The 14061-nt window shown below is 62.5% G+C and carries 14 protein-coding genes; 4 read left to right on the forward strand and 10 right to left on the reverse strand.

Going from position 1 to position 14061, the window contains the following annotated elements:
- Positions 1 to 9: 9 nt before the first annotated feature.
- Positions 10 to 339 carry a flagellar hook-basal body complex protein FliE gene (gene fliE, locus KVO92_RS05800; RefSeq protein ID WP_217474670.1) on the reverse strand — a complete coding sequence of 110 codons (330 nt, stop codon included), beginning with the start codon at positions 337 to 339 and terminating at the stop codon, positions 10 to 12.
- A gap of 291 nt (positions 340 to 630) precedes the next feature.
- On the opposite strand from fliE, the gene KVO92_RS05805 reads away from it, so the two are divergent.
- Positions 631 to 1818: a benzoate/H(+) symporter BenE family transporter gene (locus KVO92_RS05805; RefSeq protein ID WP_217474671.1), complete on the forward strand. Its 1188-nt coding sequence runs from the start codon at positions 631 to 633 to the stop codon at positions 1816 to 1818.
- Between the two features lie 155 nt (positions 1819 to 1973).
- On the opposite strand, the gene KVO92_RS05810 is transcribed toward KVO92_RS05805, so the two are convergent.
- Positions 1974 to 2735: an SDR family oxidoreductase gene (locus tag KVO92_RS05810; RefSeq protein WP_217474672.1), complete on the reverse strand. Its 762-nt coding sequence runs from the start codon at positions 2733 to 2735 to the stop codon at positions 1974 to 1976.
- A 212-nt stretch (positions 2736 to 2947) separates the two neighbouring features.
- Here KVO92_RS05810 and KVO92_RS05815 point away from each other — a divergent pair, with 212 nt between their 5' ends.
- Positions 2948 to 3952, forward strand: a complete 1005-nt coding sequence (locus KVO92_RS05815; protein ID WP_217474673.1) for an NADP-dependent oxidoreductase — start codon at positions 2948 to 2950, stop codon at positions 3950 to 3952.
- Positions 3953 to 4009: 57 nt separating this feature from the next.
- On the opposite strand, the gene pyrF is transcribed toward KVO92_RS05815, so the two are convergent.
- Entirely contained in the window at positions 4010 to 4705 is a 696-nt protein-coding gene (pyrF, locus tag KVO92_RS05820; protein WP_217474674.1) for an orotidine-5'-phosphate decarboxylase, read from the reverse strand.
- Positions 4706 to 4846: 141 nt separating this feature from the next.
- Between pyrF and KVO92_RS05825 the strand changes: the two genes are divergently transcribed.
- On the forward strand, positions 4847 to 5014 hold the full coding sequence (locus tag KVO92_RS05825) for a DUF2897 family protein (RefSeq protein WP_217474675.1): 168 nt from the start codon (positions 4847 to 4849) through the stop codon (positions 5012 to 5014).
- A gap of 109 nt (positions 5015 to 5123) precedes the next feature.
- Positions 5124 to 7715 (forward strand): bifunctional diguanylate cyclase/phosphodiesterase, encoded by a 2592-nt coding sequence (locus KVO92_RS05830; RefSeq protein ID WP_217474676.1) that lies wholly within the window; start codon positions 5124 to 5126, stop codon positions 7713 to 7715.
- A gap of 14 nt (positions 7716 to 7729) precedes the next feature.
- Here KVO92_RS05830 and KVO92_RS05835 read toward each other — a convergent pair whose 3' ends face one another.
- The 7 genes from KVO92_RS05835 to KVO92_RS05865 all read right to left on the reverse strand — a co-directional run bounded on the left by KVO92_RS05835 (position 7730) and on the right by KVO92_RS05865 (position 13633).
- Positions 7730 to 8146, reverse strand: a complete 417-nt coding sequence (locus tag KVO92_RS05835) for a hypothetical protein (RefSeq protein WP_217474677.1) — start codon at positions 8144 to 8146, stop codon at positions 7730 to 7732.
- A gap of 149 nt (positions 8147 to 8295) precedes the next feature.
- Positions 8296 to 9726: a PLP-dependent aminotransferase family protein gene (locus KVO92_RS05840; protein WP_217474678.1), complete on the reverse strand. Its 1431-nt coding sequence runs from the start codon at positions 9724 to 9726 to the stop codon at positions 8296 to 8298.
- A 122-nt stretch (positions 9727 to 9848) separates the two neighbouring features.
- Positions 9849 to 10622 carry an OmpA family protein gene (locus tag KVO92_RS05845; RefSeq protein ID WP_217475437.1) on the reverse strand — a complete coding sequence of 258 codons (774 nt, stop codon included), beginning with the start codon at positions 10620 to 10622 and terminating at the stop codon, positions 9849 to 9851.
- Positions 10623 to 10651: 29 nt separating this feature from the next.
- A complete protein-coding gene (locus KVO92_RS05850; RefSeq protein ID WP_217475436.1) occupies positions 10652 to 10981 on the reverse strand; it encodes a DUF4398 domain-containing protein in 330 nt (109 codons plus the stop codon).
- 31 nt (positions 10982 to 11012) lie between these two features.
- Positions 11013 to 11837, reverse strand: a complete 825-nt coding sequence (locus tag KVO92_RS05855; RefSeq protein WP_217474679.1) for a substrate-binding periplasmic protein — start codon at positions 11835 to 11837, stop codon at positions 11013 to 11015.
- Positions 11838 to 11953: 116 nt separating this feature from the next.
- Positions 11954 to 12883 carry an electron transfer flavoprotein subunit alpha/FixB family protein gene (locus tag KVO92_RS05860; RefSeq protein ID WP_217474680.1) on the reverse strand — a complete coding sequence of 310 codons (930 nt, stop codon included), beginning with the start codon at positions 12881 to 12883 and terminating at the stop codon, positions 11954 to 11956.
- Entirely contained in the window at positions 12884 to 13633 is a 750-nt protein-coding gene (locus KVO92_RS05865) for an electron transfer flavoprotein subunit beta/FixA family protein (protein WP_217474681.1), read from the reverse strand.
- Positions 13634 to 14061 lie beyond the last annotated feature (428 nt).

Below are 14061 nucleotides of genomic sequence, written 5' to 3' on the forward strand. Positions count from 1 at the left end.
AACCCTGCCTTAAACCGGCATCTGCATGATGTCTTGATACGCCTGGACCAGCTTGTTACGCACCTGGGTCATGGCCTGGAAAGAAACACTGGCTTTCTGCGAAGCGATCATGACTTCGGTCAGATCGACGCCACCCTGGCCCATCTCGAAAGCGGTAGCGATTTGGTTGGAGGCCTGCTGGGTTTCGTTCACCTTGTTGACCGCCTGGCCAAGCATGTCGGAAAAGCTCGGTGCGCCAACCTCGGGGGCTGCGGTCACCGGCTTGGAGCGCGCCATTGCATCGGTCTGCATGGCCCGCATTTCCAGCATCAAGCGATTGAATTCGATACCCTGACTCATCATTCCTCCAACAGCTGCGGTTTTTTTGACGCCTCGCAGCGAGTACAGGAGTAATAGCAACATCGGTGCCAGGGTTTGCAGGGTGGTCCCAACACCGCCTCGGGCGAGGGACGAATGGCAGAGCTGAGCGGTTGGCCACTGTTATGCCGATCCGCTCGCTGGCTGTACCGGGACGCGCTTGCGTCGCTTCCCTAGCCTGTATCGATTGACCGCAACATCGGCTGGCAACCGCAGCATTCGCGATCCGCCAGCCTTTTACACATCGCCGCTCATAGGGAACCGACCCCGCCCATGCCCACCACCACTCTCACACCTGTACGGCTTCTCCAGGACAGCTCGGCCTCGAGCGTCGTGGCGGGATTCATCGCCATGCTCACCGGCTACACCAGCTCGCTGGTGCTCATGTTCCAGGCTGGCCAGGCCGCGGGGCTCAGCGGCGGGCAGATTTCATCGTGGATCTGGTCGCTGTCGATCGGTATGGCGATCTGCAGCATCGGCCTGTCGTTGCGCTATCGAACACCCGTCGTCATCGCCTGGTCGACACCTGGCGCCGCCCTGCTGATCAGCAGCCTTCCTGGCGTACCCTACGGGGAAGCGATTGGCGCCTTCGTGTTCGCCTCGGCGCTGATCGCGCTATGCGGAATCACCGGCAGCTTCGAGCGGCTGATGCGCAAGGTACCCGCCTCACTTGCCGCAGCGCTGTTAGCCGGTGTGCTGTTCAACATCGGCAGCGAAATATTCCGCGCGGTGGAGGTACAGCCCGTGCTGGTGCTGGCGATGTTTTTCAGCTACCTGCTGGCCAAGCGCGTGCAACCGCGTTATGCCGTACTGTCGGCGCTGGTCGTCGGTTGCCTGTTGGCAGGAGGGCTGGGCTTGCTCGATTTCCGACAGCTGAGCCTGGAAGTCGCGGTGCCGGTCTGGACCACCCCGAGCCTGTCGTTCGCGGCGCTATTCAGCATCGGCATTCCGCTGTTCGTCATCGCAATGGCCTCGCAGAACATGCCCGGTCTGGCCGTGCTGCGCGCAGAAGGCTACGACGTGCCCGCCTCACCGCTGATCACCAGCACCGGACTCGCATCGGTCCTGCTAGCCCCCTTTGGCTCTCACGGCATCCATCTGGCGGCCATCACCATGGCCATCTGCAGCGGGCCAGAAGCCCATCCGGACCGCTCACGGCGTTATACGGCGGCGGTCTGGTGTGGCGTCTTCTACGGCATTGCCGGCATCTTCGGCGCGACCCTGGCCGCGCTGTTTGCCGCGTTCCCGTCGGCGCTGGTGCTGTCCATCGCCGCGCTGGCGCTGCTGGGTTCCATCGGCAGTGGCCTGACCCAGGCCATGCTGGCGCCCCGCGAGCGCGAGGCGGCACTGGTGACCTTCATGGTCACCGCATCAGGTCTGAGCCTGTTCGGCATCGGCTCCGCGCTATGGGGCCTGGTCGCGGGCGGGCTTACATTGTTGATTCTCAACAAGCGGGCCTGAAGCACAGAGGTTGGACTCGACAAGCCGGCCAACAGGACGCTGAGTAACCGCTGTGTGGGAGCGGTCTTGACCGCATCTATTCACTCTGGTGCTGCCCCATTCGCGGCCGGGACCGCACCCACAGACTCCGCGCCGCACTTGCGGGTTCGGCGCGGCTAGATAGCCGTCGCGCCCCCGTCGACCGCAAGCGCATGGCCGGTGGTGAACGCGGCGCCATCGCTACAGAGATAGAGCACCGCGGCGGCGATCTCCTCCACCGTACCGATGCGTCCGACCGGGTGCATGGCGGCAGCAAAGTCGGCCTTGCGTGGATCGGCCTCGTAGGCACGGCGGAACATGTCGGTGTCGATCACCGCCGGACAGACCGCATTGACCCGGATCTTCTTCTTGGCATATTCGATCGCTGCCGACTTGGTTAGCCCGATCACGGCGTGCTTGGAAGCCGAATAGATGCTCATCTTCGGCGCCGCACCCAGGCCGGCAACCGAGGCCGTATTGACGATCGCACCGCCACCCTGAGCCAGCATCACCGGCAACTGATGCTTCATGCACAGCCAGACGCCTTTCACATTGACGCCCATGATGGCGTCGAACTCGGCCTCGCTGCCTTCGGCCAGGCGCCCTTGCTCGATCTCGATCCCGGCGTTGTTAAAGGCGTAATCGATGCGGCCGAAGCGCGCCACCGCCTGTTCGACCATCGCCTGGACATCGGCGTCGCGAGTGACGTCGCACCGTACGAACAGGGCCTCGCCGCCGGCGTCATGAATCGCCTGCGCACAGGCAGCGCCGCCCGTTTCGTCAAGGTCGGCCACCACCACCTTAAGGCCTTGTCTTGCAAACGCCAGTGCCGTCGCGCGGCCAATGCCGGCCGCCGCCCCTGTTACCAACGCCACCTGACCGGAGAAACCCATGCTCATGCTGAAAACCCTTTATAGATTGAAAAGCTGCGAGTCCGAACGTGACCACAGGCCACGGAGCGGTCATGTTTATACCGCTATCGCGCACGCGGCTTAACAGCTGGCGGGTGATATCACTCAGGCGGATGCCAATGCATTCCAGCTCGCCGGCCTTGCTTGCAGCGCCGGGCTCGACGGGCTACACCAAGCTTTTGCCCACCTCAGAGGTCTTCATGAACACGACCAACCGCCAGTTTCTCTTGGCCAAGCGCCCTGTCGGCGCTCCGACCCGCGACACCTTCGAGTTCGTCGAAAAACCGCTGGGCGAACCCGGCCCGAACCAGATTCTCGTCAAGAATGAATACCTGTCGCTCGACCCCGCCATGCGCGGCTGGATGAACGACGCCAAGTCCTACATTCCGCCGGTGGGTATCGGTGAAGTGATGCGCGCCCTGGGCGTGGGCAAGGTAATCGCATCCCAGCATCCAGGTTTCGCCGAAGGCGATTACGTCAACGGTGCGCTCGGCGTACAGGACTATTTTCTTGGCGAGCCGAAAGGCTTCTACAAGGTCGACCCGAACCAGGCGCCGCTGCCACGCTACCTCTCCGCGCTGGGCATGACCGGGATGACCGCCTATTTCGGACTGCTGTCCGTGGGTGAACCCAAGGCGGGCGATACCGTGGTTATATCCGGTGCGGCCGGTGCGGTGGGTAGCGTCGCTGGGCAGATCGCGAAGATCAAAGGCTGTCGCGTAGTAGGCATTGCCGGCGGCGCCGACAAGTGCCGTTTCCTCGTCGACGAACTGGGCTTCGATGCGGCCATCGATTACAAGAGCGAAGATGTTGCAGCGGGCCTCAAACGTGAATGTCCCAAGGGCGTCGACGTCTTCTTCGACAACGTCGGCGGCGACATCCTGGATGCCGTGCTGACCCGCATCGGCGTGGGCGCACGTATCGTCATCTGCGGCGCCATCAGCCAGTACAACAACAAAGAAGCGGTCAAGGGGCCGGCCAACTATCTGTCATTGCTGGTCAACCGTGCGCGCATGCAGGGCATGGTGGTGATGGACTACGTCTCGCAGTACCCGCAAGCAATGAAGGACATGGCCGGCTGGATGCAGAGCGGAGAACTGAAGAGCAAGGAAGACATCGTCGAAGGCCTGGAGACCTTCCCCGAGACGCTGATGAAGCTGTTCACCGGCGGCAATTTCGGCAAGCTGGTGCTGAAGGTCAGCTGACCTCCCCCCCTCGCAGACGGTTGTCGCACCCGCGACGACCGTCCGCGGCATGATCGTTCAAGCCAGCTCGCCGACCACCGCAGCCAACGCCTGGGCGGGGTCGGCAGCCTGTGCGATGGGACGGCCGATCACCAGATAATCCGAACCCGCCGCCATCGCTTCGGCAGGCGTGAGAATCCGCCGCTGATCGTCCGCCTGGCTGCCCGCCGGTCGAATCCCCGGTGTCACCAGGCTCAGCTGCGCGAAACGTGCTTTCAGGGCCTGCGCTTCCTGTGCCGAGCACACCAGGCCGTCCAGCCCCGCCTCCGCGGCCAGTCCGGCCAGACGCAGCACTTGGTCCTGAGGTGCCACATCGAGACCGATGTCGGCCAGATCCGCCTGCTCCATGCTGGTCAGCACCGTCACGCCGATGAGCAACGGCTTAGAGCCATTCGCCTTGTCCAGGATGTCGCGACAGGCCGTCATCATCCGCCGGCCACCGGAGCAGTGAACATTGACCATCCAGACGCCCAACTCGGCTGCAGCGCTGACCGCCATTGCCGTGGTATTGGGGATGTCATGGAATTTCAAGTCGAGAAACACCTCAAAACCTTTAAGCTGCAGCGCTTCAACGATCTGTGGACCGCAGCGGGTGAACAGTTCCTTGCCGACCTTGACGCGGCATAGCGCCGGATCGAGCTGAGCGGCCAAGGCCAACGCGGCATCACGGGAAGGAAAATCGAGCGCAACGATGATGGGGGTCTGGCAGGACATGAGGGTTCCTCGGCAATTTCGGCACGCATTGTCGCAGAAAAACCTCATCGAGACCGCCCGTTCGTGGTCCGTCCAGGCACGCCGTAGCGCGGCTGAAGACCGTGGCGTAAGGTGACGCACGCCTACAACAGGAGAAAAGACATGCCCTGGTACATCTGGTTACTGATCATCCTGGTTCTCGGCATGATCGTCGGGGGGTTATTGGCCTTGCGCGCCGACGCCCGAAAAATCCCGCTGACCGACGAGCAGAAGAAACGGATCGCCGAACGTAACGCCGAAGCGGACGCCCAAGACGCGCGCGATCGATAGCGCGACCGGCCCCGGAACCCCATTGCCCTGAACAATAGCTGACCCAACAGTCAATGATGGCTTTTGGCCTCTATTCGCGAGATGATTCTGTCTTCCTCAAGGAAGCCTCATGCCGTCGCCCCCGTCGCCGCCAACCCTCATCAACCCCAAAGCCCAAGCGGCATTCTCCAAACGCATTCTGCCTGGCATCGCGTGCCTGCTGGCCGCTGCCCTGATCGTTGCTGCCGTCGCGATCATGCACATCGCGCGCACCATCGACCGCGATGCGCTGACCCAGCAGACCGCTCTGGCCGGCAAGGCGTTTGAGGCACGCAAGCGCAACATGGCTCGCCAGGTCGCCGACAACGCGTTCTGGGGAGACGCCTACGCCAACCTGAGTAAGCGGGTGAATACCGCTTGGGCCTATGACCAACAAAACCTCGGCCCGTCGCTTTACAACGACTTCGGCTACGAGGGGCTGTTGGTGGTCGACGGCGATGGCGAAACGACCTATTCGGTGATCCGCGGCAAGCTGGTCCAAGTCGATGCACGCCAATGGCTCGGCGGCGGGCTGCAGACGCTGCTCGCGCAAGCCCGCGAAGCCGTCGAAGATGACGAGGCTATCGTCGGCCTGCTGACGACGGAGGGGCAGCCGGCGATGGTTGCCGCTGCGGTCATGACACCAGGCGGCAGCGACATCGAGCCGATGGCGGGCCCCGCCCCGACCTTGCTGTTCGTCGATGTGCTGGATGCCGACCAGCTCCGCCAGCTGGGGCATAACTTCATGGTTGAAGGCCTGCGTGTCGATGAGAGGACATCGCGCAGCCATGACGCTTGGCTGGCCTTGCAACGAGTCGACGGGACATCCCAACGCTTCACCTGGGACCTGTCGCAGCCGGGACATTATCTGCTGTGGGTGACGCTGCCGGTGCTGGCTGCGGTCACCCTGGGGCTCGGCCTCCTGGCCTGGCTCCTGCTGCGCCAGGCACTCAAGACCGTGCGTCTCATGGATGCCAACTACGAGCGACTCTCCCGCAGCCGCCAGGCACTGGCCGCCAGCGAAGCGCGCTTCCGCGACGTGGCCGAAGCCGCGTCGGACTGGATCTGGGAGACCGATCAGAATGCGCGGCTGACCTACCTTTCCAACCGCTTCGAGGAAATTACCGGCCATCAGCCAGCCGCCTGGATTGGCCGTCCGTTGATCGACCTGCTGATCAGTGATCATGCCGCCTTGCAGGATTGGCTGGCCGCCCCACACCAGGCACCGCTGCGCTGCAGCTATCAGGCGGCCAACGGTTGCGAACGCAACTGCCGTTTGTCCGCACGAGCGATCTACCGGGACGACACCCTTCTCGGGTACCGAGGCACGGCAAGCGATATCACCGAGGAGACCCGTGCCCAGGCCCGGGTGCAGTACCTGTCGCAGCACGACGCCCTGACCGGCCTGCCGAATCGCAACCGCCTGCGCGACTATCTGGATAACAAGCTGGCCACATTAGCCAGCGGATCCAGGCTGGCCGTGCTGTACATCGATCTGGATCGTTTCAAGCCGGTCAACGATACGCTGGGCCATGGCGCGGGCGATGAGGTGTTGGTCGGCGTATCCAATCGCCTCAAGCAATGCACCCGGGGCGATGACCTGGTGGCGCGGCTGGGCGGCGACGAATTTGTCCTGGTCATGAGCCGCCTGCAGCACAACGAAGACGTTCAAGGGCTCTGCGCCCGCATTGTCGAGGCCATTAGCGAGCCCTTCTATTACGAAGGCCATCCGATTCACATTGGCGCCAGCGTCGGCATCGCGATGGCGCCAACCGACACTACGCAGGCCAGCGAGCTGCTGCGCTGCGCCGACATCGCGCTGTATCAGGCCAAGTCCGATGGCCGTGGTACCTGGCGGTTCTACGGCAGCGAGATGGACCAACGCCTGCTCGAACGACGCCATCAGGAGGACGCACTGCGCGAGGCCATCGCCGACGGCCAGTTCGAGGTGCATTACCAGCCGCGCTACTTCAGCGAAGGCATGCGCATCAATGGCGCCGAAGCGCTGCTGCGCTGGCGTCACCCGAGCCGCGGCCTGCTCAAGCCGGAGCACTTCATTCCGCTGGCAGAAGAAACCGGCTTGATCGTTCCGCTCGGTGCGTGGGTACTCCGGCAGGCGTGCACCGAAGCCAGCGAGTGGGCCGATTCACTGATGATTTCGGTCAACCTGTCTCCCTTGCAGCTACGCAACGACGTGCTGCCCGACCTGGTTCGCACCGTGCTGCACGAAACCGGGCTGGCGGCCCACCGGCTTGAACTGGAAATCACCGAAACGGCGCTGCTCCAGGAAAACCGCCGCACCCTGGATGTGCTCAACGAACTGAAGCGCATCGGGGTACGCCTGGCCATGGACGATTTCGGCACTGGCTACTCGTCCCTGAACAACCTGCGCCACTATCCGTTCGACACGATCAAGATCGACGGCAGCTTCGTGGTCGGCATGGCGCACTCAAGCGAAGACCACTCCATCGTCAAGGCGCTCATCGACCTCGGTCGCGGGCTGCACATGCGGGTCACCGCCGAGGGCGTGGAGACGTCCGAGCAGCTGACGCGCCTGGTGGCCGACGGCTGCAGCGAGATCCAGGGCTTTCACATGAGCCACCCGCTGCCAGCGGATGCCTTGCGCGCCTTGCTGGGAGAAGTCGACAACGAGGCGATCGCGCGCCACGACCCGGTGCGCTAGAGGCGCGGAGCCGATCAGCGCTTCAGTTCGAAATTGATCTCAGCCCCATCGATCAGGGCGTCTTCCTCGCGCAACCCTTGCAGCAGACGCCCACTCATCTGCAGCGACTTGTCGGATTCACCCGTTTCGAACAGCGGGGGTAATAACTGCATCGAGGCGGTATCTTCCCGGTCCTCCGGTTCGAGCTCTTCGGCCCAATCCTCCGGAAGGCTGAGGTCAAGCTCAGGTTCGGGCAACTCGACGTGTTCTACCGCAACCTTCTTCTTTGGGCTCGTCGGCGCCGCAGCTGCCGGTGCGGGCTTCGTGGCGGCAACCTGCTCGGACGGCAGTTTGTCGGACGCTTCGTCGGCAACCGGTTCGAGCTCGATCTCGATAGCTGGCTTCTCCGCGTCGCTGCTGGCGTGATCGGCGGCCGGTTCGAGGGCGGTCACGGGTTCGCCTTTGCTGGCCGGGGCTTCGACCTTGGGTTTGGCTGGCGGCCCTGGCTGTGAGGGCAGCTTATCGCCGTCACAAGCGACCAACAGGGGAAGCGCCAACAACCAACCCAAGCATTTCATGGCCAACGCCTCCTTCGATCCTGTCAGTTCGACTGCCGGCACAGATCTCCTGCCAGCTCGCCGAGTGTCTTCAGTGCTCGCTCAGCCTCTGCCGTCCAGGGCAATCCGCAGTTGAGCCGCACACAGTGATTGAACTGCTCGGTGTTACTGAAGATCAAGCCCGGCGCGATGCTGATACCGCGTTTCAAGGCCTGAACGTGCAGCTCCTTGGTGTTCACCCGAGCCGGCAGACTGACCCAGAGAATGAAGCCGCCGGTGGGTCGCGTCATCTGCGTGCCTTCCGGAAAATACCGCTGCACGGCCAGCTGAAAAGCGCTGAGGTTCTTGCGGTATTCGTGGCGGATGTAACGCAGGTGGCGATCATAACCACCGTTTTCCAGATACGCCGCCACGCCCATCTGCGTAACGCTGCACGCCGAGTGCGTGCTGAACGTCTGCAACCGCTGGACCTCCTCACGGTAGCGCCCGGGAATGATCCAGCCTATGCGCACCCCAGGCGAGATCGTCTTGGAGAAGCTCGAACAGTAGATGACTCGCCCGTCCGTATCGTTGGATTTGAGCGCGCGGATCGAGCCCACATCGAACAACAGCTCGCCGTATATATCGTCTTCGACAATCTGGATGTCGAAATTCGCCGCCATCTTCAACAACTGTTTCTGCCGTGCGTCAGGGACGCTGCCACCGAGCGGATTGCTCAGACGCGCCGTCAGTACCAACGCCTTGATCGGCCACTGGCTGGCCGCCAGCTGCAGCGCCTCGAGGCTGAGCCCGGTATCGGGGTCACAGGGGATTTCGATCACCTTGAGCCCCAGCAGATCGGCCAATTGCAACAGGCCGTAATAGCTGGGCGACTCCGCCGCGATGAGGTCGCCCGGCTTGGTCAGCACCCGCAAGGACATCTGCAGCGCATCGACGCAACCATGGGTGATCACCACTTCATCCGGGCCGACGACTACACCGGCGTCGCGCATCCGAATCGCGACCTGCCGACGCAGCGGCTCGTAGCCGGGGCTGAACATGTAGCTGAACGCACGCTGGCTCTGGAAGCGGGTGACCTTGGCAAGCTGCTGGTGCAGCGCTCGCGCCGGCAGGTAGTCCACGTGGGGCACGGCGGCGCCCAGCGGAATGAGCCCGTCGCGGCGTGACTCGCTCAAGACCTGGTTGATGATGCTACTGCGCGTGACCAGCGTCGGCCGCTCGACCTGGGCGATATCGGGTGTCGGTGCGGTCAGCGCGGGCGTATGGTGGACGTAGAAGCCGGACTGCGGACGCGCCCGGATCATCCCCTGGTCTTCGAGATTGGCGTATGCCTGGAGGACGGTCGCATGGCTGACGTTGAGCTGCATGCTCATCTTGCGCACTGACGGCACGCGCTCGCCAGGACGATAGACCCCTCGCCGGATGTCTTCGGCGAGCTGATGAGCGATGCGCTGATAAAGCAACAGATTGGTCATATCGTCCGTCTCCGCCAACTGAACCATAACAGTAGTACAACACTGTTATGCACGACCGATACAGTTGGCGGCTAACTCGCCGACACAGTCAGTTACTTTTGCCTAGCTCAGCGGCACGGACACTAACGCGGACTACTCAGACGGCCTAGCTCGTCGGAGAACAGTATCTCCACACGCCGGTTCTGGGCCCGGCCGCGCGCCGAGGCGTTTTCGGCGACGCGGTGCTGCTCGCCATAGCCCACCACCTCCATGCGCCCTCGGTCGACGCCCAGGCTTTCCATGAAATCGCTCACCGCCTGCGCCCGGTCCTTGGACAACGCAAGGTTTTCGGCCGCGTCGCCTCGATTGTCGGTGTAGCCTTCGATCCGCACCCTGCGTTTGGGATTGAGCTGCAGGAAACGTACGACCTTGAACAAGGTGCGGTTGGCCGACGGTCCGAGTTCGGCGCTGGCCGCCTCGAACAGCACATCACCCAGGGTCATTACCAGGCCACGATCGGTCTCGGCGGCAGCCAGGCTGACCATCTGGTCTTCCAGCAATCGACCTTGCTGTTGGGCATCGAGCAACCGCGCTTCCTGCAATGCCTGACGCAGGCGCTCGCGCTCCATGGCCAACTGAGTGGCGCGCCGCTGCTTCTGGACCTGCTCACTGTGCAGGCGCGCAATCTCGCTGTATCGCTGACTCAAGTACGCATAGTGTTCGACGTCCGCATCGCTGCCCCAGTAGTCGGCGAACCGATTGGCCCGCTCCAGCGACTCGGCGGCTCGCATCACGTCTTTCGGCGCATCATGAAGCGTCTGAGGGTCGTCACCGACCTTCTGGAACGCGACGGTCGCCTGCTCCAGCTGCTGCCGCGACGCCTGTGACGCACAACCTTGAAGCCCAACCAGCGCCATCAGCAAGCTGGGAATAAGAAGCACCGCTCTCACCGCAGATCTCCCAACTGTTCACGTAGCCGCGCGATACGCCGTTGCAACTCGGCCAGCTCCTGATCGCGCTTTTCGTTCAATACGCTGGCCTCCGCCAGTCGAGCATCCAGCTCCGCCCGTTCGGCGAGCCGGCGGGCCTTGCGAAAGTCTTCGTCTCGCATCGCCGCCACTGCCGCCGCGTACTTGTCTTCGGCCAGCACCAGCTCCGGTGTCTGCTCCGACGCGCCCGCTGAGCGCGCCAGGATCAGCGCCTGCTCGGTGAGACGCAACTGTTCGGTCGGTGCCGGATCACTGGCGCAGCCGACCAACGCCAATAGCCCGAGCATGCAGGTAAGGTGTTTTATCAAGGGAGAGGTCCTAGCGTTGCGAATTACGTGTCGATGCCGGCTGCTGCTTCCAGCGCTCGAGATTGTCTACCAGCAGTTGTTGCGGCACACCGGCAGCGCGCAATTCTGTCATTTTTATCGCCAGCTGTCCGCGCAGCCAGGGCCCGTTGCACGCCGAGTCGTGCGCCACCGCAAGGTGCATGCCACGGCTACTGACCGGCGGCTCCAGTCGCTGTATATCGTTGAGCCAGCCCTGGCGGCCGGCTTGCGCGATGGCATTGAAACGCTCGTGCAGCACGTAATCGGCCTTACCGGCCAACAGCCCTTTCACGGCCTCGGTCAAGCTTGGAACAGCGCGCAGACGAAGGCGCTTGTCGGCGTATGCCTGGAACTCGCGACCGAAGCGCGTTGTGGCGACATAGGTGCCGGCGTGGCCTGCCAGCTCGTCGCGACTGGCGTAAAGAAAGCCCGGATCGTTGCGCACCCATGCCGAGGTCTGCAATTCCGTGATCGCGGGGTGGATGAAATCCAGATACGCCAGCTGCGGCGTATCGATCACCGCATCGGCCAATAGGTCGACTCGGCCGCTGCGAACTTCTTCCAGCGCCTTGTCGGCGTTCCCGGTGTATAGCAGCTCCAACTTCAGGCCTAGCGAGTCCGTGATTTGCTTCAGCAGATCGGCGTTCGCACCCATTAGGCGCTTGGGATTCTGCGGATCGCGCCATAAAAAAGGCGGGTTGTTTGCGCCACCGGTCGCGATCAGTCGATCACACTTGGCTGCCGCCGCGTTCGCCGCAAAGGGAGTCGCCCACAGCAAGGCGGTCAAGGCGAATGTCAGCGAAACGGCACAACGCATGGAGAACCTCTGTAGTGGGACCTGGAATGGTGCCCGGCGATCTTACCATCGGTAGTCACCAGCGAGCGCTCACAAAAAACCCGCTACGAGAGCGGGTTTTTCTTGCAGCGGCTCGGTCAGACGAGACGCTCGAGCTCCGGCAGGATCTCGAACAGATCGCCCACCAGGCCGTAGTCGGCAACCTGGAAGATCGGCGCCTCTTCGTCCTTGTTGATCGCGACGATCACCTTGGAGTCCTTCATGCCGGCCAGATGCTGGATCGCACCGGAGATACCGACGGCGATGTACAGCTGTGGCGCGACGATCTTGCCGGTCTGGCCGACCTGCATATCGTTGGGCACGAAGCCGGCGTCGACCGCGGCGCGCGAAGCACCAACCGCTGCGCCAAGCTTGTCGGCCAGCGAGTACAGGTGCTTGAAGTTGTCGCCGTTCTGCATGCCACGGCCACCGGAGACGACGATCTTCGCGGCGGTCAGCTCAGGGCGGTCGGACTTGGCCAGCTCTTCACCGACGAAGCTGGAAACGCCGGCGTCGCCTGCACCCGACACCTGCTCGACGGCAGCCGAGCCGCCTTCGGCGTTGACCGGATCGAAACCGGTCGCGCGAACGGTGATGACCTTGATCGGCGCGCTCGATTGCACGGTGGCAATGGCGTTGCCGGCGTAGATCGGACGCTTGAAGGTGTCGGCACTTTCAACGGCAATGATTTCGGAAATCTGGTCGACATCCAGCAGCGCCGCAACGCGTGGCAGGAAGTTTTTGCCATTGGTGGTAGCCGCGGCCAGCACGTGGCTGTAGTTCTTGGCCAGCTCGGCGATCAGCGGCGCGACGTTCTCCGGCAACTGATGGGCGTAGGCGGCGTTGTCGGCAACCAGGACCTTGGATACGCCTTCGATTTTTGCAGCGGCTTCACCGATGGCGGCGCAGTTGCTGCCGGCGACCAGCACATGGATGTCGCCACCAATGGCTTTCGCGGCGGCCACGGTGTTGAGCGTAGCGGCGGCCAGGACGGCGTTGTTGTGTTCAGCGATAACCAGGATAGTCATTTAGATTACCTTCGCCTCGTTCTTCAGTTTCTCGACCAGTTCTTCCACGGACTTGACCTTGATACCGGCGCTGCGTGCAGCTGGCGCTTCGACCTTGAGGACCTTGACGGTGGAGGTGGTGGATACACCCAGCGCATCTGGAGTCAGGACTTCCAGCGGCTTCTTCTTGGCTTTCATGATGTTCGGCAGCGAGGCGTAGCGCGGCTCGTTAAGGCGCAGATCGGTGGTGACGATCGCCGGCAGATTCAGCGAAACGGTCTGGGCACCGCCGTCGATTTCACGCTCGACGCTCACCTTGTCGCCACTCACCTCGACCTTCGAGGCAAAAGTGCCTTGGGCAAAGCCGGTCAACGCGCCGAGCATCTGACCGGTCTGGTTGTTGTCGCTGTCGATGGCCTGCTTGCCAAGGATGACCAGCTGCGGCTGCTCCTTGTCGACGACGGCTTTCAACAACTTGGCCACGGCCAGCGAGTTGAGTTCTTCGCTCGACTCGACCAGTACGGCGCGATCGGCACCCAGTGCCAGCGCAGTACGCAGTTGTTCCTGAGCAGCAGTCGGCCCGATGGAAACCACGACGATTTCACTGGCCACGCCCTTCTCTTTCAGGCGCACGGCTTCTTCCACGGCGATCTCGCAGAAGGGGTTCATCGACATCTTGACGTTGGCGAGATCGACGCCGGAGTTGTCCGCCTTGACGCGGACCTTGACGTTGTAATCGACCACTCGTTTGACAGCTACAAGAATCTTCATGGATTCCTCGTTACTCTCCGGTGAATAGAATTTCGCCGAGGCGAACCGAGCCATGCTCGAGATCCAGGGGTGCAACTTAGCCACTGGACCTGTTCGGCGAGCACAAAACTGCCCGTATCTTGACTGCAGCCGTAAGCCGGGGTCAACAATGCGAATGACCCGCCATAACAGGCCGTGTGAAAGCTACTGCGCTCGGTTATGCCGCGTTGAAAACAGGCTCGGAATGCTCATTTACAGCTCGTAAACTCCGCTTCCTCGCCCGTTTTCGTGCCTTGCCTAACCGTCGCTCGCTACGTTTTCACCCGGCCTGATGAGCCGCAGTTTCCGGATTCTAACAGGCTGACAAAAAATTCAAACAAACGTTTGTATTGGACCGATCAGGGCGTCTATATATAATGCGCCAGCTCGGCTTGATCAGGGATTCGATC

The organism is Stutzerimonas stutzeri (assembly GCF_019090095.1).
Taxonomy (GTDB): domain Bacteria; phylum Pseudomonadota; class Gammaproteobacteria; order Pseudomonadales; family Pseudomonadaceae; genus Stutzerimonas; species Stutzerimonas stutzeri_AN.

What these genes read in the sequence shown, in the direction of transcription:
- fliE (WP_217474670.1), bottom strand. Translation starts at nt 339, where the DNA reads ATGAGTCAGGGTATCGAATTCAATCGCTTGATGCTGGAAATGCGGGCC.
- KVO92_RS05805 (WP_217474671.1), top strand. Translation starts at nt 631, where the DNA reads ATGCCCACCACCACTCTCACACCTGTACGGCTTCTCCAGGACAGCTCG.
- KVO92_RS05810 (WP_217474672.1), bottom strand. Translation starts at nt 2,735, where the DNA reads ATGAGCATGGGTTTCTCCGGTCAGGTGGCGTTGGTAACAGGGGCGGCG.
- KVO92_RS05815 (WP_217474673.1), top strand. Translation starts at nt 2,948, where the DNA reads ATGAACACGACCAACCGCCAGTTTCTCTTGGCCAAGCGCCCTGTCGGC.
- pyrF (WP_217474674.1), bottom strand. Translation starts at nt 4,705, where the DNA reads ATGTCCTGCCAGACCCCCATCATCGTTGCGCTCGATTTTCCTTCCCGT.
- KVO92_RS05825 (WP_217474675.1), top strand. Translation starts at nt 4,847, where the DNA reads ATGCCCTGGTACATCTGGTTACTGATCATCCTGGTTCTCGGCATGATC.
- KVO92_RS05830 (WP_217474676.1), top strand. Translation starts at nt 5,124, where the DNA reads ATGCCGTCGCCCCCGTCGCCGCCAACCCTCATCAACCCCAAAGCCCAA.
- KVO92_RS05840 (WP_217474678.1), bottom strand. Translation starts at nt 9,726, where the DNA reads ATGACCAATCTGTTGCTTTATCAGCGCATCGCTCATCAGCTCGCCGAA.
- KVO92_RS05845 (WP_217475437.1), bottom strand. Translation starts at nt 10,622, where the DNA reads ATGGCGCTGGTTGGGCTTCAAGGTTGTGCGTCACAGGCGTCGCGGCAG.
- KVO92_RS05850 (WP_217475436.1), bottom strand. Translation starts at nt 10,981, where the DNA reads ATGCTCGGGCTATTGGCGTTGGTCGGCTGCGCCAGTGATCCGGCACCG.
- KVO92_RS05855 (WP_217474679.1), bottom strand. Translation starts at nt 11,837, where the DNA reads ATGCGTTGTGCCGTTTCGCTGACATTCGCCTTGACCGCCTTGCTGTGG.
- KVO92_RS05860 (WP_217474680.1), bottom strand. Translation starts at nt 12,883, where the DNA reads ATGACTATCCTGGTTATCGCTGAACACAACAACGCCGTCCTGGCCGCC.
- KVO92_RS05865 (WP_217474681.1), bottom strand. Translation starts at nt 13,633, where the DNA reads ATGAAGATTCTTGTAGCTGTCAAACGAGTGGTCGATTACAACGTCAAG.